Annotated in this window: 19 protein-coding genes; 10 read left to right on the top strand and 9 right to left on the bottom strand. The window is 41.1% G+C overall.

Going from position 1 to position 21,156, the window contains the following annotated elements:
* Positions 1–44 precede the first annotated feature (44 nt).
* Positions 45–1,031: a ketoacyl-ACP synthase III gene (locus tag R8P61_27060; protein MDW3650765.1), complete on the bottom strand. Its 987-nt coding sequence runs from the start codon at positions 1,029–1,031 to the stop codon at positions 45–47.
* Between the two features lie 207 nt (positions 1,032–1,238).
* On the opposite strand from R8P61_27060, the gene R8P61_27055 reads away from it, so the two are divergent.
* From R8P61_27055 to R8P61_27045, 3 genes are all read left to right on the top strand, one after another.
* Entirely contained in the window at positions 1,239–1,760 is a 522-nt protein-coding gene (locus R8P61_27055; protein ID MDW3650764.1) for a hypothetical protein, read from the top strand.
* Positions 1,761–1,896: 136 nt separating this feature from the next.
* Complete coding sequence (locus R8P61_27050) at positions 1,897–3,300, top strand: hypothetical protein (protein MDW3650763.1); 1,404 nt, start codon at positions 1,897–1,899, stop codon at positions 3,298–3,300.
* 368 nt (positions 3,301–3,668) lie between these two features.
* Complete coding sequence (locus R8P61_27045; GenBank protein MDW3650762.1) at positions 3,669–7,112, top strand: gliding motility-associated C-terminal domain-containing protein; 3,444 nt, start codon at positions 3,669–3,671, stop codon at positions 7,110–7,112.
* Positions 7,113–7,123: 11 nt separating this feature from the next.
* On the opposite strand, the gene R8P61_27040 is transcribed toward R8P61_27045, so the two are convergent.
* The 4 genes from R8P61_27040 to R8P61_27025 all read right to left on the bottom strand — a co-directional run bounded on the left by R8P61_27040 (position 7,124) and on the right by R8P61_27025 (position 10,754).
* Entirely contained in the window at positions 7,124–8,074 is a 951-nt protein-coding gene (locus R8P61_27040; protein MDW3650761.1) for a DUF368 domain-containing protein, read from the bottom strand.
* A 115-nt stretch (positions 8,075–8,189) separates the two neighbouring features.
* Positions 8,190–8,750: a ribosome recycling factor gene (gene frr, locus R8P61_27035; protein MDW3650760.1), complete on the bottom strand. Its 561-nt coding sequence runs from the start codon at positions 8,748–8,750 to the stop codon at positions 8,190–8,192.
* A 113-nt stretch (positions 8,751–8,863) separates the two neighbouring features.
* Complete coding sequence (gene gatB / locus R8P61_27030; GenBank protein MDW3650759.1) at positions 8,864–10,324, bottom strand: Asp-tRNA(Asn)/Glu-tRNA(Gln) amidotransferase subunit GatB; 1,461 nt, start codon at positions 10,322–10,324, stop codon at positions 8,864–8,866.
* A gap of 79 nt (positions 10,325–10,403) precedes the next feature.
* Positions 10,404–10,754 (bottom strand): 4Fe-4S dicluster domain-containing protein, encoded by a 351-nt coding sequence (locus tag R8P61_27025; GenBank protein ID MDW3650758.1) that lies wholly within the window; start codon positions 10,752–10,754, stop codon positions 10,404–10,406.
* Positions 10,755–10,904: 150 nt separating this feature from the next.
* Here R8P61_27025 and R8P61_27020 point away from each other — a divergent pair, with 150 nt between their 5' ends.
* The 4 genes from R8P61_27020 to R8P61_27005 all read left to right on the top strand — a co-directional run bounded on the left by R8P61_27020 (position 10,905) and on the right by R8P61_27005 (position 16,028).
* Positions 10,905–11,927, top strand: a complete 1,023-nt coding sequence (locus R8P61_27020) for an acyl-CoA reductase (GenBank protein ID MDW3650757.1) — start codon at positions 10,905–10,907, stop codon at positions 11,925–11,927.
* A 196-nt stretch (positions 11,928–12,123) separates the two neighbouring features.
* Complete coding sequence (locus R8P61_27015; protein MDW3650756.1) at positions 12,124–13,914, top strand: caspase family protein; 1,791 nt, start codon at positions 12,124–12,126, stop codon at positions 13,912–13,914.
* Positions 13,915–14,023: 109 nt separating this feature from the next.
* Positions 14,024–14,611 carry a sigma-70 family RNA polymerase sigma factor gene (locus R8P61_27010; protein ID MDW3650755.1) on the top strand — a complete coding sequence of 196 codons (588 nt, stop codon included), beginning with the start codon at positions 14,024–14,026 and terminating at the stop codon, positions 14,609–14,611.
* Positions 14,612–14,621: 10 nt separating this feature from the next.
* On the top strand, positions 14,622–16,028 hold the full coding sequence (locus R8P61_27005; GenBank protein ID MDW3650754.1) for a hypothetical protein: 1,407 nt from the start codon (positions 14,622–14,624) through the stop codon (positions 16,026–16,028).
* 52 nt (positions 16,029–16,080) lie between these two features.
* On the opposite strand, the gene R8P61_27000 is transcribed toward R8P61_27005, so the two are convergent.
* On the bottom strand, positions 16,081–16,887 hold the full coding sequence (locus tag R8P61_27000; protein ID MDW3650753.1) for a hypothetical protein: 807 nt from the start codon (positions 16,885–16,887) through the stop codon (positions 16,081–16,083).
* A gap of 105 nt (positions 16,888–16,992) precedes the next feature.
* Between R8P61_27000 and R8P61_26995 the strand changes: the two genes are divergently transcribed.
* From R8P61_26995 to R8P61_26985, 3 genes are all read left to right on the top strand, one after another.
* Positions 16,993–17,562: a TetR/AcrR family transcriptional regulator gene (locus R8P61_26995; protein ID MDW3650752.1), complete on the top strand. Its 570-nt coding sequence runs from the start codon at positions 16,993–16,995 to the stop codon at positions 17,560–17,562.
* Between the two features lie 99 nt (positions 17,563–17,661).
* Positions 17,662–18,423 (top strand): segregation/condensation protein A, encoded by a 762-nt coding sequence (locus tag R8P61_26990; protein MDW3650751.1) that lies wholly within the window; start codon positions 17,662–17,664, stop codon positions 18,421–18,423.
* A gap of 668 nt (positions 18,424–19,091) precedes the next feature.
* Positions 19,092–19,337 (top strand): GlsB/YeaQ/YmgE family stress response membrane protein, encoded by a 246-nt coding sequence (locus tag R8P61_26985; GenBank protein MDW3650750.1) that lies wholly within the window; start codon positions 19,092–19,094, stop codon positions 19,335–19,337.
* Between the two features lie 132 nt (positions 19,338–19,469).
* On the opposite strand, the gene R8P61_26980 is transcribed toward R8P61_26985, so the two are convergent.
* The 3 genes from R8P61_26980 to R8P61_26970 form a co-directional block, all read right to left on the bottom strand.
* Positions 19,470–19,901: a hypothetical protein gene (locus R8P61_26980; protein ID MDW3650749.1), complete on the bottom strand. Its 432-nt coding sequence runs from the start codon at positions 19,899–19,901 to the stop codon at positions 19,470–19,472.
* A gap of 206 nt (positions 19,902–20,107) precedes the next feature.
* Positions 20,108–20,692 (bottom strand): alpha-ketoglutarate-dependent dioxygenase AlkB, encoded by a 585-nt coding sequence (locus tag R8P61_26975; protein MDW3650748.1) that lies wholly within the window; start codon positions 20,690–20,692, stop codon positions 20,108–20,110.
* A 9-nt stretch (positions 20,693–20,701) separates the two neighbouring features.
* Complete coding sequence (locus tag R8P61_26970) at positions 20,702–21,148, bottom strand: hypothetical protein (GenBank protein MDW3650747.1); 447 nt, start codon at positions 21,146–21,148, stop codon at positions 20,702–20,704.
* Positions 21,149–21,156 lie beyond the last annotated feature (8 nt).

Here is a 21,156-nt window from a genome sequence, read left to right as displayed (position 1 = left end):
CCACAGCCAACCCTTGAGATGACAGCGATTATGCTGTCAAAATCTTATCCCGGAAACTCATCAATATCCCAGGAGAAAACGGTCCCGGAAAAAGTAACTCCCCCACCGAAACCAATCAGCAGGCATTTATCGCCCTTTTTAGGACGCTTACTTTTCCAACCTTCATATAAGGCAAGCGGGATACTGGCAGAAGAAGTATTTCCAAAAACCACCTCACTTTCAAATACATTTTCTCTCGGGAATCCTAAATCCCGGCAAATGGCATCAATGATACGGGCATTTGCACTATGCGGGATAAACCAGTCAATATCTGAAATATCCAGATTTGAGTTCTCGAGTAGATTTCTCACTTCCCGACTAACAGTAGAAACGGCCCATTTGAAAACCTTTTTACCATCTTGTACCACTTTATTTTTGGGATCTACCTCAAAACCATTGATATGATTGGTCATGGTAGAGATATATAGGACATGTCCAAGTTCTCCTTCTGTTCCAGAAACCGTCCCGAAAAAGCCATTTTCTTCAGAGGCTTCTACCAAAGCAGCGCCAGCACCATCTCCAAAAAGAACACAAGTAGTTCTGTCCTCAAAATCCAAATGCTTGGAAAGCGCTTCCGCACCGAAAACCAGGATTTTTTTAAAGGCACCAATGGAAATTAATCCTCTTGCAATGGTCAATCCATATCCAAATCCGGCACAAGCAGCACCTAAATCTATGGATCCAGCACGTTTGATATTGAGTTTATGCTGGACCTGGCTGGCGACACTTGGCATCACATGTTCACCGGTAATCGTAGCGACAATAATGAAGTCAACATCTTCGAGATTTTTTTGGTTTTTTTCAGCCAGACATTGAGCTGCACTTACACACATTTCTGTAACGAACTCATCCTCAGCTGCAAACCTTCTCTCTTTGATACCTGTTCTTTTTTGAATCCACTCATCATTAGTCTCAACCAATTCTTCCAGATCGGCATTTCTGACGATCTTTTGAGGCACATAAGACCCGAGGGCGGTAATTTTTGCATACATAGGGCACAATCTTAGGCGCCCAATTTAGGGATTAGTTTTAGAGATTCCTTAGGCCAAAATGCCTATTCCAGTAAGAAAAATATTAAGCTTTTGAAAAGACTTTCGCCCCCAAAGGACAATACTTTTTATATATTAGCGTGTTTAGGTAGGTTAAGTATTTTTTCTGTTGTATCTACACTGACGGAAACCTCTGAAAATCACCCCATCATGAATAAAAACTACATTCTGCTAATTTTCATTGCTATTATTTCTATTCATTTTTCATCATGCGAAGAAGCCTGTGATGCAGCTGATAGTGATGAAATCGGGGGAGAATTTTTTACGGTAGAATATAAGGATCCTTCGGGGACCAATTATCTGGAATCCATTTATAACCAAAATGGAATCATCGTCTTTTTAGATACCACCGGTGGAGAGAGTTCAAGTCCAAAATATGAACTGATCACTCCCGGATATAAGGATGGAAAATTTGGCCCATTCAATTTCACAGAGCGCTATATTCAACTAACCAATCAGGCCGTAAACGGAGCAGCTTTATTCGCCAATCCTTTGTCTTTCAATTACTTTATTAAGAAAGATACCTTTGGTCAAGATACGCTACGGGTGGAATTTCTCGTTTCATTAGATGAGTGCCGTCAATATTGGCAGTATATCAGGTATTTCCTGAATGGAGATCCTCTGAATCAATACGAAAACCAAAGACAGGCTGAAATAGTCATAGTAGAATAAAGACGATTTGACTTGATTTCTTACGCAAAGCATGCAATATCTACAATATTTAGTCCTTAAAAAGGATAAGTATGTATATTGTTCAAGAATAAGTAATATTTTTTCCGGATAATAAAGACCTGACAATCACATAAAAATGCGAAAAATACTAGTTCTTCTGTTTATCTCATGTTTTTGCCTTTCTGCTTTTTCCAGAGAATGTCTCATATATGAGCGCGAATTAGAAGCCTATTTCGAGCAATATCAATCAGGTGATATGGTTGATATGGATCTGCTTGACAGATTGGATAGACGCTGCGAATATCCCTCCGAAAAATTCAATATGATCCTGTATTATTTTCTGGCGGTAGATGCCTATCATTCCAATTCATTGACGGATGAAGAGGCTTACTATAAAGCCAGTTCTTATTACGATAAATGTGCTTCTTATTTTTCTGCTTTCGATTGGACCTCCAAAGAAAGATTTATTGAAAATTTTTATACCCGTGCAGAAGGCCTGGAAGTAGTTCTTGCCGATCTGGCTTATGATCTGGATCTCGACCGGAGAGATCGTTATGTCCAAAATGCCAGAGGAGTAAATGCTTCTCCCTGGAGAAAAACCAATGTGATTCGCTTTTCAAAAGATATTGCTGAAGTAGATCGTGGGCAAAGAAATCCAGAGCCCAGTCCCGGTTTTTCACGACAATATGCGGACGGAGACGAATACTCAAAATATCCCAAGTTTAAGCCCAATCCTACCTACGATAAAGAAGGTGAGCCTTACGGTTATGTAGGAAACATCACCGATGTAAATCCAATTGATTACATCAAATTTGTGGGTAATCATCGTTCCAATCCGCGCGAGCGAGAAAATGACATCCTGTATACCTTCAGTGAAGAAAGAGCTCGTTATGCAGAAGAATATGCAAATGCGCGAGTGAGTAGAGGAAATTACAGGCAAATTAGTCGTGGACAAAGAGAACCTTTATTGGAAGGTGATTTGATCGCGAAAAATGAAAGAATTGAATTGATGGATAAGCCCGGAGTAAAAAGCTTGACGGGTGAAAGTTTAGGATTTGGAGAATATGCACTTCGCGTTCCATCTCAAGCTCCTGTCGTGAAAGGCGGAAAATCTTATATGAAGGTGGAAGTTAGAGGAGGTAGAACAGGATGGGTTCCATCTGAAGCAATTGTTCAAAGAGGAGAGCTTGCGGTTTTATTGGAAAATACCCGCGGATACCCAAAAATCAATATGCGGAATAATGACAGAAATGCTGTGCTTTTCAAGGCTGGCGAATTAGTCATTTTAGAAGACTATAGAGAAGGTATGGTTAAAGCAGTCAGTCGAAACGGGCAAAAATCCGCCTGGATAAAAAGCCTCGGGAATATCAGTATTGAAGAAGAAGATCTTCAAATTGCGACTTTATTGCATACCGCACTGAATACCTATTCTGATAGAGATTTACGGAGTCAGCTGGAAGCCATTAAATATGTGCCTGGTTTTGCCACTTCTCCCCTATCTCGTATTGTAGAAGATAACATACGCTATCTCAACAATTAGCGAGCTGTTAGAAAAAATAAAAATCCTCTGTTTTCGCAGAGGATTTTTTTATGCATTAAAAATTGAACGAATAGTTAATTTATTTCATAATCGTGAAATACATTTACTGAGAGCCGATTTTTTTCTTCTTCTTAAACATAAATCCGTAAAATTGGATAATAGGGGGTAAAAATTCTTCTAGCTATTCATTGAAAGAGCTTGACTATCAATGATTCGTAAGTTTCTGGTGCTCTGCTTACTTTAGAGAATCCCTTCTATATGCTTTGTGTATCTGGCCTGTTCAGGAACACAATATGTTGCGAATTTTATTATGGATAGGTATATCAACAGGGTTTCTCATTTATGGGAATGCCCAAACGATCTATAATATGTCCACACAGCGAGTTGAGGAATGTGAAGGAATATTATTGGATAGTGGAAATGGAGATATACAAGGCAATTATGACCATAATGAGGAATATATCTTCAACATTTGTATTGATGATGCCAGCCAGATCAAATTGATCTTCACCTCATTTTGTACCGAATCTAATTTTGATTTACTCCGGATATTTGATGGACCAGATACCCTGGCTCCCCTCATTGGTGTTCCCTATTCTGGTGTGCAATCTCCGGGCCTGGTTTTTTCTAGTGGATCCTGTCTGACGATTCATTGGAAATCAGATGAAAATATTACCTGTACGGGATGGCGCGCACAGTGGTCGGTTGAAATAGAAGATCCAATTGCTGCTCTCATTGATGTGAACCCCAAATCACCTTCCTGTAGTACAAAAGTCCTTCAGGTTGATTTCGAAAGAAATATAGCCTGCGCGAATATTGATACAAATGCTTTCGTATTAAACGGACCTGTACCAGTCAGGATACTTCAGGCCTATCCCATTAATTGTCAGGGAGATAGTACAAGGAAAGCTGAAATCGTATTGGAGGAAGGCCTTTTTAAAAGTGGAGATTATTATGTTTCCTTTCTTTCGCCTTATGTAGATGCATGCGGCGATATATGGGAATTATATTCCAGTGATACCCTGAAAGTAAGAGATTGTCCAATAGAGATCGAGGTCTATGTGGACAGAGATAGCGTATGTCCGGGTGAATGTAATCGGATTTTGCTTGAGGTAAGCGGAGGAGATTTACAGACCTATCACTTTGATTGGCTGGAAGGTTTTCCTGATTCTGGTGATCCCATTTTAGTTTGTCCTTCCGAAAGCAAGACCTATCATGTCCGAGTTTATGATGAAAATGGCTCGCCCACTGCGGAGGATAGTGTGCATATTTTTGTAAGGGAAAACCCACAGCTGCCAGAGGATTCCATTGTCTGCCAAACGGCTCCCCCTTTTGATTTATCAGCAATACCCGATGGAGGATTTTGGTCAGGACAAGGAATTATTGATGGAGCATCGGGGACTTTTCATCCTGATAGTGCAGGAGATGGGATTCATACCATTGAGTATGAAGATGAGTTTGCTTGTCGAAATCGAATGAAAATCCAGGTAAATGGCATTTATGCAGGTCGGGATGAAGCTGCTTGTACAGGCGCTCCGCCTTTTGCATTTGTGGACTTTGAGCCTAAAGGAGGTATTTGGAGTGGAGATTTTGTGGCTGATTCGGGGGTGTTTACGCCCCAGCAAAGTGGGATTTTTAGCCTTAGCTATTTTGTAAATGGATGTACGGATACAAAAGATGTGGTCGTAGGAACGATTGATCTTACTTCAGCAGTACCTAAAGATACCCTCTGCGAATCTGATCCGGATTTTACCCTGGATTTCAGCCCCATAGGTGGCGTATGGAAAGGCAATGGAATCTTCGATACCCTATTGGGTATCTTCTCTCCCAGATTAGCGAGAGGAGGTACACATAAATTGATCTACCAAATGCAAGGTTGTAAAGACTCTGTTTTTGTTCATGTGAGAAATATCAATATCGGAGGCTTTTTGAGTGTATGCACAGATGCTGATCCTATTTGGCTTGGAGATGTAGATCCGGATGGAGGTCTTTGGTCAGGAATGGGCATAATTGATGCAGACTCGGGTATATTTGATCCGGGATTAGCGGGTTTACGTGATTATAATCAAACATTGCGATATACAGTAAATGGATGCTATGCCGAGAAAATATTGCAGGTGAGGGAAACCCGGGTGCCCATCGACACGGCCTGGTTTTGCATGAATGATGGACGAATTCCGCTCGACTTTGATCGAACCCGTCGTAGTCCCTACAATGGAAAATGGACAGGAAATGGAGTAACGGTTGCCGATAATCCCGGCATTTTTCAAGCAGAATTTGCGGGCCCGGGAGCGCATACGCTTTACTATGAAGCAAATGGCTGCATGGATAGCATTGTCTTTGTGGTTTATGGAAATCCTATTGCAACAGATACTGCCTTATGTGAGTTTTCTGATCCCATCCAATTGCAATCCGATCGACCAGGAGGAAACTGGTTTGGTACTGGGATAACGGATAGCCTAAATGGAATTTTTGATCCGGGACTGGCAGGAAGAGGTTTTCACCAGATATATTATGAATCGCCCCAGGGATGTCTGGACTCTATTGAGCTGGAAGTTTTTGTTCCTGAGACACCTGTCATCCTCAATTTAGGGGATACCTATTGTTATCAGGATAGCTTCATCGAACTTTCCGCTACAAGAAATGGAGGCACTTTTAGTGGGCCGGGAATTGTAGGGAATATGTTTAATCCCCTCATAGCAGGACCTGGAGAGCACATAATCAATTACGAATTTGGATCAGGTGCCTGTTTCCTGAAAGCTCGATCTATAACACAGGTGAAAGAAGGCCTGGAAGTCTGGGCATTCACTTCAACAGACACCATTTGCTCAGGAGGATTTGCCGGAGTTTTTGCACTTGCTTCTGGAGGGATGGAAAATTCGTATCAGTATACTTGGTTGCATTCGGGTGGAAAGGCAGATTCTCTCGTAGTCAGACCTCAGCATTCGACTACATATCAGGTTCTATTGGAGGATGGTTGTAGCATGCCGGATACAGCGGAAGCATTTTTGGCTGTCAAAGACGGTTTTTCAATTGAATTTGTACATGGAGATACCGTTTGTGAAGGAGACCTGGGATTTGTTATGGCTAATATGGATCCTCCCGGAAATTATGAGGTACGCTGGAGAACAAATCCACCGCTTCAGGGAGATACCCTTTGGGCTCCCAGTCATTTTGAATATGAGCTGGAAGTAGAAGATCTAAATTCAGGCTGTTTATTAGAAGATCAAACGGAAATACCTTCCTATGAATTTGTATTCGCAGCTTTTTCTCCCAATCCCAATGGAGAGTGTGTAACTATGGAAGATCCAGGTATTACCTTTTTAAACCAGAGTAAAGGAGCTTCGCAGGGTAAATGGGAGTTCGGAGATGGGAGTTCGGCAGACTTTTACCCCAATGAAAATCCCACCCATAGCTATCAGAAAATAGGAGAATATGCTGTAAGTCTTTATATAGAAAATGAAGCGGGTTGTTGGGATACAACAGAGCAAGTGATATGCGTCTTGCCCGAAAAGCCTCGCATTTATATTCCCAATTCTTTTACTCCAAATGGAGATAATATCAATGACTTCTTTCAGATTTTTGGAGTAGGAGTCCTGGAATATGATTTGAAAATATTTGATCAGTGGGGGAATATCGTTTTCCAATCGAAAGATATCCATCAGGCCTGGGATGGGAAATTCAGAGGGAGAGAAGCTGCGGCTGGAGTTTATACCTATTTCCTAAACCTTATTTACAAAAGTGATAATCCTTTGATAGACTACGGACCCACTCCCTGGTGGGAACAGGGTGTCATCCATTTGATCCGATAAGTATTTGAGAATCAGACTTCTTCTTTTCCTCCCAGTTTAGCGGCAAAATATTCAGTTCCCCAAATACTTGCGGCTCCCAGTACAGCCATCAGAATAGCTACCCAGGTGGCATTAGTTCCAAAGTCAGGCATGTACCAGTCGTATCCGCTTACAAGCTTTTCCCCTTTCTTCAGGATAAACTCACCAGCAGCATCTGTATAGTAAAGCTCATTTTTCCAGGGCCAAATAATCAGAAGTGAACCCAGGATAAATCCAGTCATCAAAGAAATTGTGATATCCCGGTAGTGTTTAAATATCCAGGAAAGAACTCTCGATAGAGCAACCATCCCCACGACCACTCCGATCATTACGGGCATCAAAACTTTGAGGTTAAACTCACTTACTGCATCCAGCATGATGAGTTTATAGTTGCCCATGATGATGAGGACGAAAGAACCCGACAGGCCGGGAAGGATCATACTACACATCCCCACAATTCCGCAAATAATAAGGTACCACCAATTTCCATTTTCACTGGCGGGTGTTAGCAATGCGATCCCTACTGCTGCTGCTACGCCTATAATAAAGGAGAGAATCACTACTGGATTCCATTTTTCAACTGTTTTCCCAACCGAAAAAAGAGAAGCGAGAATCAATCCAAAGAAAAAGGCCATCAGACCAATCTCATATGCAGGGTTCTCATGCTCCAGGAAAAACTTGAAAAGTTTTGCGAGACTGACGAGGCTTACTCCTACTCCGGCGAAGAGAAGCACCAAAAACGTAGCGTTTACGTGTTCCCAGGCTTGCTTGATTTTTCCAGTAAAAACCATTTTGATTACCTCTAAATCTATGGCTTTTAAGGAGTTTATCAGCTTTTCGTAGATTCCGGTGATTAGTGCGATAGTACCACCCGATACCCCGGGGATTACATTCGCAGCACCCATAGCAAGCCCTTTCAGAAAAACGAAAACGTATGATTTCATGCGGGCAAAAGTAGAAAAAAAGCTTAGGAAATCCCTAAGCTTTTTGTTTGAAGTGAATCTTTTTAATTGATTATCGGTCTTTGCGACGAATAAGCAGAAAATCAGATGGCTTGAACTATACAGTCATGATCTGGTTTTCTTTTTCTTTCATAATGGCTTCGACCTTATTATTATAATCATTGGTGATGTCCTGAACTTTCTTTTCTCCTTCTTTTACAGCATCCTCAGAAGTACCGCCTTTCAAGAGATCTTTTAGCTCACTATTTGCATCTTGTCTGGCTTTTCTCAAAGCAATTCTGGCATTCTCAGCTTCTGATTTTGCTTGTTTCACCAAATCTTTTCTTCTTTCTTCGGTCAACATGGGAATAGGAATTCTTACCATTTCTCCATCACTTTGAGGATTGAATCCCAGATTTGCATCCCGGATAGCTTTCTCAATGATTGGAATCATATGCTTTTCCCAGGGAGTGATGGCGAGTGTCCTTGCATCAGAAACAGACACATTCGCAACCTGATTTAATGGGGTCGAGGTCCCATAGTAATCTACCGATACACCATCGACCATACTGGTACTTGCTTTCCCTGCGCGAATTTTCACGAGTGAATTTCTAAAGTGATCAATAGCCTTCTCCATCCCTTCATTGACCATGTCAAGAATTAGTTTAATATCTTCCATGCGTTTCTATATTAAGTCGATGTTTGAGTTTACAATAATACTAAGAGTAAAATTTTTCCTCAAGTCAGAATAAAGCAGAAACTGCGAAATTGTCAAGTAAATGCTGATTTTTCTCAGCCTTCCAGCAACTTTCGTACTACTTCATTCACTTCTTTTGGATTTGCTTTTCCTTTAAACTGCCTCATCAATTGTCCTACAAAAAAGCCTGCCAGATTCTTTTTTCCTCCTCTATATTTTTTTACTTCCGCAGGAAATTTTTCTATCAAACTCTCCATTGCATTCTGCAATTCATTCTCTGCGGACTCCATGATAAGATCATTTTCCTGAGCGATCGTTTCAGGAATTCCTTCCGGATTTTCACATAGTCTGGGGAAAATGACTTCCTTGGCAGCATTAAGGTTCACTTTTCCTGACTTGACCAATTGACTTAGGTCACCCAGTTTTTTTGCCTGTATGGGGAAATTGATTATGTCTTCATTATGTTCATTGAGCCAGGTTTTTACCGGACCCAGTACCCAGTTGGCAGCAGTTTTTGGGCTATCAGTAAAGGGGATTAGAGCTTCGAAATAATCGGAGACTTCACGCTGATCGGCCAGGCTTTGGGCCTCATTTTTTGCGATTTTATACTCCTCTATGTATTGGAGAAATCTGCTTTGAGGTAAACGGGGGATTTCTGCTTTTATATCTAGAATCTTGGCTTGACTGATTTTGAGGGGTTGTAAATCTGGCTCAGGGAAATAGCGATAATCATCCGCTGTCTCCTTGTCACGCATCGGAGCCGTTTTTCCTTTGGCCACATCCCAGGTCCTCGTTTCCTGTACCAAAGCTTCTCCCCTATCCACGCATTGCATTTGCCGGCCACTTTCATAATTGATGGCTTTGATTACCTGGCTGATAGAATTGATATTTTTGATCTCTACCCGGGTTCCATAGGTATCGGATCCTTTAGGCATGACAGAAACATTGGCATCGCAGCGTAAGGAGCCCTCCTCCATATTACCATCACTGATTTGCAAATAGCGAACTATTCGTCTGATTTCGGCCAAAAAGGCACCAGCTTCCTGTGCAGAGCGTAAATCCGGTTTTGTAACCAATTCGGCTAAGCCAACGCCGGCGCGATTGAGATCGATCAAACTTTGGCTAGGATGAATATCATGGATAGATTTTCCCGCATCTTCTTCCAGGTGGATTCGCTCAATCTCGATACTTTTCTTCTCTTTCCCATCCACATATATATCCATTTTTCCTTCTCCCACTACTGGCAGGGTATCCTGAGACAATTGATAGCCTTTGGGAAGATCGGGATAGAAGTAATTCTTTCTGGCGAAATAGGAATTTTGGGCTATTTCACATCCGATTGCCAGTCCCAACTTTACGATATGTTCGATACATCTGAGGTTGGGGGAAGGAAGGGCTCCCGGATGGGCCATACTTACCGGAGATACATGCTGATTGGGAGGACTTCCGAAAACGAAATTCTCCGGTGCGAAAACTTTTCGATTAGTTTTTAGCTGAATGTGGACTTCCAGTCCAATAACCGTCTCGTATTTGGACGATAGTTCCGAATTAGACATAGCTCTGAAAAACAATTGCCTTCCCGTAGTACTCGGGAAGGCAAATTACATATTCTTTGGACTTTCACCTATAGAGAGACTACTCTATATGAAGCCAATCTTTTTTCTGCAATAATTCTTCTTCTGATTCTTCGTAATCGGGATCAGGAACACAACAATCAACCGGACAAACGGCTGCACACTGAGGTTCCTCATGAAAACCGATACATTCGGTACATTTAAAAGGAGTGATATAATACACCTCATCTGATACAGCTTCCTGTTCGTCGTCAGCTTCAATAGAAGTTCCGTCGCCAAAGTCGATAGAACCGCTCAAATCTGTACCATCAGAGAATTTCCAGGGTACCCCAGGCTCATAAATGGCGTTGTTTGGGCATTCCGGTTCGCAAGCACCGCAATTGATGCACTCATCTGTTATAATGATGGCCATAATTCCGTTTTATTCTAATTTGAATTTGAAGGGCAAAAATAAGCTTATTCGATTAATTAACAATCTGTTTTCTTGAATGTTTTGCTAATTATCCAATTGCTTTACGGCATGCATGCGATATTGTTGGCCGATTGATATCTTTGTTGACAATTGAATAATCGTCCATCTATATCGAGAGAAGAAATACTGAACAGCTTACTAAAGCTGGGAGAAGAGCTCCATATTGAAAAATTTCCGGAAGAAATCATACAAAAAGCAGTGGAAGAGAATCCCTGGTTCACGCTTTATTATATACAATCTTCCCTGGAAGGAATTCGAATTTGGCTGCAAAAGGAGAGGCTTGAGAAATTTTTGGCAAATTATCCCATTTACGAATATCCCCCTAAAAAGGTAGCTGTAATTGCTGCGGGCAACCTCCCACTGGTTTGCTTTCATGATATATTGATGACGCTACTGGCAGGACATAGATGTCTGTTGAAAAGCTCTCACCGGGATAGCGTCCTCATTAGCCATGTTCGCAAATTGTGGATTGAGATCTTTCCGGAAATCCAGGATTATCTCCTGTTAGTGGAGAAAGTGGAAGAATGTGATTTTCTTATTTCTACCGGAAGCAACAATACTGCACGATACATTGAAGCAAAATACCCACAGACTCCCAAGCTTATTCGCAAAAATCGATTTAGTGTAGGTTTATTAAAGGCGGAAATGAGTGAAGATGAAATGAAGGGCCTGGCGAAGGATATTTTTCTATATAATGGCCTGGGTTGCAGAAACGTAAGCAATTTGTTGATCTTTCCCGAAGCTGATCTGCAAACTTTCTACGAAATATTAAATGATTATCCACAAAACTTACTCAATCCATTTTATTTGGAACGGGTTTTGTATGAAAGAAGTAGACTAGAGCAGTTGGGTGGAAATTTTAAGGCTTTTCCTAAAATACTGGTCGATAATTCCTCCCACCTCTCTTTTGCCAGTATGGGATTGATGTTCGGGGTACATATTCAGCAAGAAGGAGAAGATAAAGAACTGTTGGCGAAGCACCGTGATGATATCCAAATTATCGTGGGTCAAAAAACCGCATACGGATACGCACAAAATCCAGCTTTGAGTGATTTTGCGGATAATGTAGATACTTTAAAACTACTTTCTACCCTATCGAACCCGCCGGTATAGTTATTTGATGAAAAGTGTGTAAGCTTTGGGAGTAGGTTCATCTGCTTTCGACGCATTTTTTTCATTATTTATTGAATCAAAAATAACGGGAACTTGCAGTTCAGGGATAAAACCCGGAAATTGCTTTTCTTCCAAAAATGAATGGTTATTCTTGAAGGAAATAGATGCAGCAAAGACCGAAGAACGAAATTGTAACATGAGACTCATTTCAAGCCCTTTCACCAACATCTATTACTTGCTCTTTTCCTTGTTACTTGTCTTTAATGGTTCTCTTTTCTCTCAGAGAAATTGGAAACCTAAAGATTATTTCGGTATACCTAAAGCCGATAAGGTAAATGTATTTTATGATGAATTCGACGATAACCGGAACCGTTGGGATCTGGGCTCTATGTATTTAGAGGAAAGAATTCAGGACGGAGAATACTACTGTGCCTCTCTGACTTCTTTTACGTATGTAAAGCATCGTCCAGTTACCATGAACCAAACGGGTAACTATGAGATTGAAATTCGCATTCGTTTTGTAAAAGGAGATGACAGAAGTGTAACAGGGCTAACCTTCGGTCGCGATGTAAGAGGAAACGAATTTGGTTTCTTCTTCAATCCTACTAATCCCCGCAATCGTTTCAAAGTATCCAAGTTTACAGGAAATCGTCCATTCGACTTCCAGCGTTGGCAATACTTTGGGTCTCGATACAGCAAACATGCTTACAATACCCTGATGGTAAGAAAGGTATCCGACAAATGGTACTTCTTCATCAATCAGGAAAAAGTATATGAAATGGAAGCGCAGGAGCTGTTTGGAAATAGCTTTGGCTTTACGGTTGGTGGAAATACAGCAGTTGAAGTAGATAACATCCGCGTTTCTGAAATCCGCACTACAGACAGAAATGGTCCTCAAATCACCCTGAATCAGCCGATCAACATTACGGATGATAGAATTCTGGAATTTGAAAATCCCAGCCAGGTAATCAGAGGAACTGTATATGATGTATCAGGTGTTTCTGCCCTGACCATCAACAAACAAAATATCACGGTTTCTGAAGATGGAGAATTCTCAGCAAGAGTTAAACTTCCTATGGGAGGTGGAGTTTCTTCTATCGAGATCGTTGCGAAAGATCGTTTCGAAAATATCTCTCGCAAAAAATTCCGCATGCAATACACGGAGCCGCAAGCTCCAGTTGCGTATCAGCCGGAAACAAGACCTGGAAAATATACTCCTCATAAAGACAGCTATGCTAGTAGTTACTACAATTCCGGAATTGGTAATAGCACCAAGCAAGGAAAAAGCTACCTCCTGCTGATCGGAGTAAATGAATACAAATATTGGAACCGTCTTCACAATGCAGTAAAAGATTGTGATGATATCACGCAAGTATTGACTGCCGAATATCAGTTCAATGCTACGGATGTAATTACCCTTTACAATCGCGAAGCAACTCGTGAAAATATCCTCGAAACTTTCGAAACCCTTCAGGACAAAGTGGGACCGCATGACAACCTCCTCATCTATTATGCAGGACATGGTTTCTACGATCCTCAGTCTGAGTTGGGATATTGGGTACCAGTAAATGCGAGACTGAATAAGATTCCTGATTTCATCCGCAACTCAACCATCCACGATTACCTACGCACCATCAACTCCAAGAACACCCTCTTGATCGCTGATGCTTGTTATGCAGGTTCTCTCTTCGCCAATACGAGAGGCGTAATCAATGAAGAAGCTCGTTCAAGATGGGCCTTCACTTCTGGAGACATTGAGAAAGTATGGGATGGACAGCCTGGAGAAAACAGTCCTTTCGCCCGCTACCTGCTCCGTTACCTCACCAACAATCGTAAAGATAGTTTCGGTGCGCAGGAGTTGATTGACAATGTTCGTTCTGTAGTAGAGCGCAACACAGCTCAAACACCAAAAGGGAGTCCACTGAAAAGTGTAGGAGACGAAGGAGGCCAGTTCCGTTTCTACCGTAAAGGTCTTTTCCGCAAATAAGATATTTGAAGAGAATATAAGGAGCCGGGATTCTATTTGAACCCGGCTTCTTGCATTTTGAGAAGCTGCTTTTTCCATTTGATTCTCGTATATTAGAGCAGATTCATTCATGTTTTTCCGCAAAAAGAAGCATATAAAAGAGCGCTCCGATGATGAGTTGGTCCAGGGATATAAAGATTCCGGGGAGGCTGAGTATGTAGGGGAATTATTTGAGCGTTACACCCATATGGTATACCTGGTATGCATGAAATATCTGAAAGATCCTATGGAGGCGGAAGATATGTCTATGGTGATCTTTGAGAAGCTGATGAAGGACTTACCTAAGTACGAAGTCAGGAATTTTAAGTACTGGCTGCATACCGTAAGTAAAAATCAGTGTCTGGTCTTTCTTGATAAACAAAAGCGCAAGCGACACAAGGAAGATAATTATCAGGATATGCAGCAGGGAATTGTGGAAAATGGGGTTGAATTTGATCTTATAGATGAAAAAGAGATTCAGCTAAGCAATCTGGAAGAAGCAATTACCATGCTCAATGAGGGGCAGCAGGAATGTATCAAGCTGTTTTACCTGCAGAAGAAGAGCTATGTAGAAGTTGCTGAAATGACAGGCTATGACCTGAAAAAAGTGAAGAGCTACATTCAGAATGGTAAAAGAAATTTAAAGAAGCATCTGGAGAACATGGCCAGTAGCTCTTAGAACAAATGAAATGAGTGATTATACTCCACATATAGATACAGAAGTCGTCAATCTTGAATTGATGGAACGCTACCTTGAGGGGAGTTTGAGTGAAGAGGAGCGCAAGGAGATGGAAGAGAACCTTGCCAATGATCCCATCCTGGCTGATGCGATGGAAGGGCTTTCTCTGATAGAGGACAAAGAGGCGATGAAAGTGGCTTTGGGAAGGATCACAGAAGGTTCTCAAACAAAGCTCAACAAATACATCAAGAAGCGGGATCAGCTTTCCAAAAGACGTTCACGTGTTGAGCACAACAATTTTCGCTTTACCAATTACTATGTTGCGGCGGCAGCTGCTGTGGCCGTACTTATCAGTACGGTCTGGGTAATTAGAATGAGTGAACCTGCTCAGGAAAGCTCTTCTCTTGCTGATGCAAATACTGTAGAAGAAACACAGGTTCAGGCTCCCAATAATCCAGACGTAATCATCGCTCCTCCCCTATCAGCAGGTGAAGAGAAAGAAGCAAAAGAAGAAGAAGCTCAGGATGAGAAGATCGTAGTTTTTGACGCGAATAATAGTCCTCAATTTAACGCTCGAGTAGAAGACGCTCCTGCCTCAAGTATCCTGAGAGATGCCAATACTGCTACCGCCACTCCGCCTCCATCGGCAGATGATTTTATTGTTGAAAATCCAGTCGAACTGAGGAATAAGGATGATGAAGAGAATGACTTGGGAGCATCTGCTTCTGAAATAGCGAAAGAAGAAGTCCTCGCCAAGGGAAGAAGCAAACAAGAAGAGAGCCTTGAAATAGAAGCTGCAAAGCCTATTAATAAATCAGAAATTGCTGAAGCAAAAGAAAGCCTGCTAAAAGATGAGGAAAAGCTCAAAGTTCTCAGTGAAGAAGAGTTGAGTAGCATTCCTTTGGAGGAAAAAGCCATTGATACAGAAGCTTTTAATGAGGGGCGTGAGCAGAAAGCAAATGCAGCACCCCGCAAAAAAAGACTGGACGACAACGGCCCTGAATTTCCAGAGCAGTCGGAAGAAGACCGTGTATTTGGCAAAATTTCTAAAGGCCAGCACCTCGCTGATTTGATGCTGGAAGCTGTCAAGCTATATGAGTCCGCTCAGTTCGATAAATCGCTGGTTTATCTAAAGGAAGTTATGCAAAGCTCACCTGAGCATCCGGCCGCCAATTATTATGCAGGTAGCATTTACCGCAATTTCTCCCAAATGAAAACAGCTACCGACTACCTGAAAGAAGCGATCAAACATATAGACTCTCCTACTTATGAGTATGCGCAGTGGGAATTGGCTTTGGTATATTTGGCACGTAGGAAATCCTCAGCTGCTAAAAAGCTTCTTATGAAGATCGCTACAGCTGGAGGAAAGTTTTCCAATCAGGCGAGATCTGAATTGAATAAGCTTTCGGGGGAATAAAATCCTGTCTGTACGGATGTTTCAATATCTGGGCAGAGATTGATTTCATTCATCAATTTTGCTCGACTGAGAGCAAGCGGAGTCTCATAATCTCTTTTTCATCAAAACCTGCAGAATTTACCCTCACCAGATTTGGAAAAATCACCGCTCCTTTGACATCAGGATATTCAAAGTCTACTTTGGCTTTTGCAAAAGGCATGATTCCACGACCTGTAGCATCAAATCTATCGATTAGTCCGGTTTCCTGGTTGATCCAGATAATGTATTGGTCATAGTCTGCTGAGGGTTTGATCGTTTCCCAACTGGCAAACACAAGATCATAGGTATTGGCCTTCATCTTTTTTTCTCCGATATATTCCAGGATGTCCGCCGAATTCATCTCAAATGAAAATTCAAACAAGTGAAGGATGGCATGATAGAAGAAATCAATATTATGTTGATCGTAGGCTCTGCCTCCATTACTTTCCTTATAAACTCCTTGTTCATCCTTGCCAATGAGATAAGAAGGATCCGTCTTTGTAGATCGATAATATGAAGATCCTCTATTTTTGGGAAAGCTGATCATCGAATATCGATGGAGGGAGTTATCATCTGGAGCGAGTTTGAATTTTGCTAAAGGATTTTGAATGTCATGCTCTATTTCGAAGAGGATAGAATCCTGCTTCATCCATTTCTGCATCCCGTGTGCGAGCTGACTTTTCTCTAAAAACGGCCTCCCAGAATGGCTGAGCGTGTAATCCCCACGAAATTCATCAGGTCTGATGTCGGAGAGGAAAAAGGGAGTATTAAACACTGCAATAATCAATAGCAACAATCCTCCTACAATAGCTATCGAAGCTTTGTATATATTTCTTTTCATGATCACTTTATTTATTATTCTGAACCGATCGGTCCAAATATAATAAAAATACTGGACCAATCGGTACGGTATAATTTTTTTTCTATCTTTGTTGAAAGAAGTTTTATGCCAAGAGTTAAATCATTTGATAAAAATGAGGCCCTGAATAAGGCCATGATTTTGTTTTGGGAAAAAGGTTATGAAGCTACTTCTCTTTCGGATTTGACTTCTTTTTTGGGGATCAGTAAAAGCAGCTTTTACGATACGTTTGAGGGCAAACGAAAGCTCTTTGAGAACTGCTTAGATCTTTATATGTCAATGAGACTGGAAGCCTTTGAAAAAGTATTTACTGAGGAAAAAGATATAAAAGCAGCCTTGATGAAAATCCTGACAGCAATCCTGGATGAAATGCTTTCCGATGAAAAAAGAAAAGGCTGTCTGGTTGCTAATACCAGTGCTGAATTAGGTGGGAGAGATAATTTTATTAGGGAGAGTTTAATGGGGCATCATCAGGCGATTCATAAAAAGTTTTCAACTTATCTAAAGAAGCTAAATTGGGATTACAAAATTGATCGGGATTCATTTATTGATTTGTTGATGACTTTTGTGATGGGTATGAAGCAGGAAGTAAAATTTAATCATGATCGAGAGCGCTTTCAAAATTCTATCACTCACCTCTTGAATATTCTAAAATAGAATCTGAGAATATCCCCTTCTTTCCTTTTCTCACTTCCCCACAAACTGTGGATTACTTCTCCTTCAATTAATTGTTGAATATTGTATCTTGACGGCCTTATGTCTCAGGTGGAAGCCACATATAGAATCAATTTGCCGGAGTTTGAAGGCCCCTTCGACCTTCTGCTATTTTTCATCGAAAGAGATGAAATTGATATCTATGACATTCCTATCTCCAGAGTAACTGAAGACTTCCTCTCCTATATCCAGGAAATGGAGGCTCGCAATATTGAGTTGGCTGCAGAGTTTATTCTGGTGGCCAGCACCCTGATGCGCATCAAAGCCAAGATGCTTCTCCCCCGCCCTGTCCTCAATGAAGAAGGAGAAGTTGTAGATCCACGGGAAGAGTTGGTAAAACGATTGATCGAGTATAAACGCTACAAATCTGTACTTGAGGATATCGCCAATATGGAAAAAGAGCAACAATTGAGAGAGACTAGAGGTTTCGCAAAAGCAGAAGAAAAGTACTTTCTCAAAACTGAATATCCCGAAGAAGAATTGGTGGGAATGGATCTTTACAAATTGATGCGTGCCTTCAAAAGAATTTGGGAGAGACATCACGAACAATTGCAGAAACCCAAGCATGTAATTCGCCAATATCCTTACACTGTAACTGATATAAAAAATCGGATGCTTGAAGCAGTGATTGTAAAAGATCGCTTTGATTTTGTGTCATTTGTTATGGAAGTCGGAGACCGCATTTACGTGGTATTCAGTTTCTTAGCTATCCTCGAACTGGTACAATCCCAGAAGCTGTCTATGACCATAGGCGAAGGCTATAACAATTTTTGGTTAAGTAAAAAAGAACCAAAAGAAGCTTGATATTTCCACCCTGTATTTATTACAAAATAAAAATAGTTTGCATTGTGAAATATTAATCCCTACTATTGTAATGTCTTTAGGCATTACGCCAGATACAGAAGCTAGGGGTTAGGGTTGACTCTCCCAAATTGGGATTGAGTCCCCTAATTTTTCTCAAGAAGCAATCTAATTAACCCACTTTGATGCCTTCTCGGATTTATATCTGAGGAGGCATTTTCCTTTGGGTTTAAAGGCTAAACAAACTGTGTCATCACGAGCCCAGTCGAGGGACCTGAATTTAATGAAGAACAAGGAACAAGGAATTAAGAATGTAGATGTCTAATTTGAGAGAACGGGCAAGTAGTACTTGCTGAAAACCTCCTTCTCACTTTTTCATTCCTTGTTTTTACTTCTCTTAGGGCCCTTCGCAAGATAAATGTGACAGGCTACTTAGAACCAAATAGTCTGTCATCCCAGAATCTATCAGATATCCGGGATCACTAGCTTATTCATTGAGCTTGCAAGAGATCCCGGCTCTTGGCTTAAGACCAGGATGACAACTTTGGAAAAGCTGATATAATTGCAGCCCAGCAATTGAACGCTAATTTTTAATCCATTTAAACCTTTCCCTACTCCCCTACGTCTTTAAAATGCAGCTAAACAATAGCTTTAATAAAAATCACATCAACATGCTTTACGGTGCAATAGTAGGAATCCTCGCAGGCTGGCTCAGCGGCCAAATCATGAAAGGAAGAGGGCACGGACTAATTGGAAATCTGATCCTCGGTTTAATAGGTGGGATGTTTGGTAGCTGGATGATTGGGAAACTGGGTTTCTTTGCCGGTTCAGGATTGATTCCATCGGTAATGACAGCCACCTTTGGTGCAATAGCCCTCATTTGGCTTGCCAGATTGATTGGCGGCAAATCCAAATAACTTAGGTCCAATAAAAAATCCGGTCGATATAATCAACCGGATTCAGCTATTCCAATTCTTTCTTAGCAATGAAGAGCATTGAGTTTCTACAAATTCAAGCTAGACATGCGTGCAAGGCCATTTTCTTTTTTCTTAAGGACTGAAGACTTCTCTTTTCCTGAATATATATTGATGCGATTCAGGTTCTGACTGTCCTTCCAATCCGGTATCAACAGCAATCGTAAGCAATTTCCATCCCTGTTTTTCCAGGAGATTCAAGGCTTTCACATAGTTTGCTATTTTGATGGGTTCTCCGTTTTCATCTAGTAAGCCCCCACAGCTTTTAACAAATTTCACACGATTCATTATTCCGTTGACATTCATACAATCCTGTCCTTGATTCACTACGATGTAAAAGCTTCTGTCCCTTGAGCCGAAGTTTGCTCGCAAGAAAGAAACAGCAATCAAGTCCTGATCTAGATTTGAAAGGGCAACACCCTCAGTTGTAAAAAAGTCTTCTTGAGCCTGGCTCTGAAAAGAAGACATAAAAAGTAAAAAAGAAAGGATTAAGCTGATTTTTTTCATAGGTAATAATTTGTAAATGAGTTTCTGAAACCCACTCAATACCTAAAAAACACCAAACTTGGAAGGCCTAATTATTCAGCGTGTAACCTTTGTTTGCAGGCGTGTATATGGAATATTTTCCAGGAAGAGATTTGTACTAACGACAAGAAAAGCTAAACCCTAAAACAGCTAGCCTAAGCGATTTGAGGAGAGCGAAATGAATCGCCTTATTTTATCAATCGGAAGGTAAGATTAATGCGTGGCTGTACTTCTTTAGCGGTACGAGAAATCTGATGTTTCCAAAAATGCTGCGTACTTCCTGCCATAATGAGCAAACTCCCATTATCGAGATCAAATCTGAGGGGTTCGATCTCTTTTTTTTGCTTATGCTTTAGGTGAAAGCGACGGATTTGTCCCAAACTCAAAGAGGCAATCACAGGATTCTTTCCCAATTCCTTTTCATCATCGCTGTGCCATCCCATGCTATCCTTGCCATCTCTGTAGAGGTTTAAGAGGACACTATTATAATTTGCGGAAAATACTTCTTCAATCCTTTCCTTTATCGCTCTGAGGGGAGCTGTCCAGGATCTGGCTTTCATTTCCAGACCAGAATAGGTATAGCTTATACCTTCATCTCCATACCAGGCATGTTTACGAGGTTGCAGGACTTTTTTCCCAAACATCATGATTTCGTCTTGTTCCCAATGAATCTCATTTAACAAATGCATAAAGAGCTTTTCACTTTCCTCAACAGAAAGAAAAATGGGATCATACAAAACTTCAGCATCCACGATGGGGATTTCCTGCAACATAAACGCAAATCAAATTTCAATCAGAAAGCTATTAAGGGAACTGTCCTCTTCCAAAGAAATCCCAGCCAGACTGTCATTGGTAAAACCAGAAGGGCTGCTTTGAGTTCGATTGACCGGAGAAGTAGCTCCCCAGGTATAGAAGGCAAAAGCCATAAAGAAAGCAGCGGCAGCGGCTTGCCAGGCTGGAATTTGAAAGCGAGCAAATTTCTTGATCAGAGAATTTCTTTTCTTTTTCCCTTGCTCAAAAATCTGAGAGGCAACTGCAGGCTTCATCTTCAATTCCGGAGGCAGAACTGATAAGCTTTCTGAGATACTGAGATGCAATTCCCTCTGATGGAGGTAATCTTTCTCGCTCATAAATTGCAGGACTTCTTTTTTCTCCTGCTCGCTCAATTGGGCGAAGTCTTTTTCTTCGATCAGCGCCCAAATATCACTTTCAGAAAATATATGTTTCATCCTTTTAG

The sequence above is a fragment of the Bacteroidia bacterium genome (assembly GCA_033391075.1).
In the GTDB taxonomy this organism is placed as follows: Bacteria; Bacteroidota; Bacteroidia; order J057; family J057; genus JAWPMV01.
This window is presented reverse-complemented; position numbering and strand designations above follow the sequence as displayed.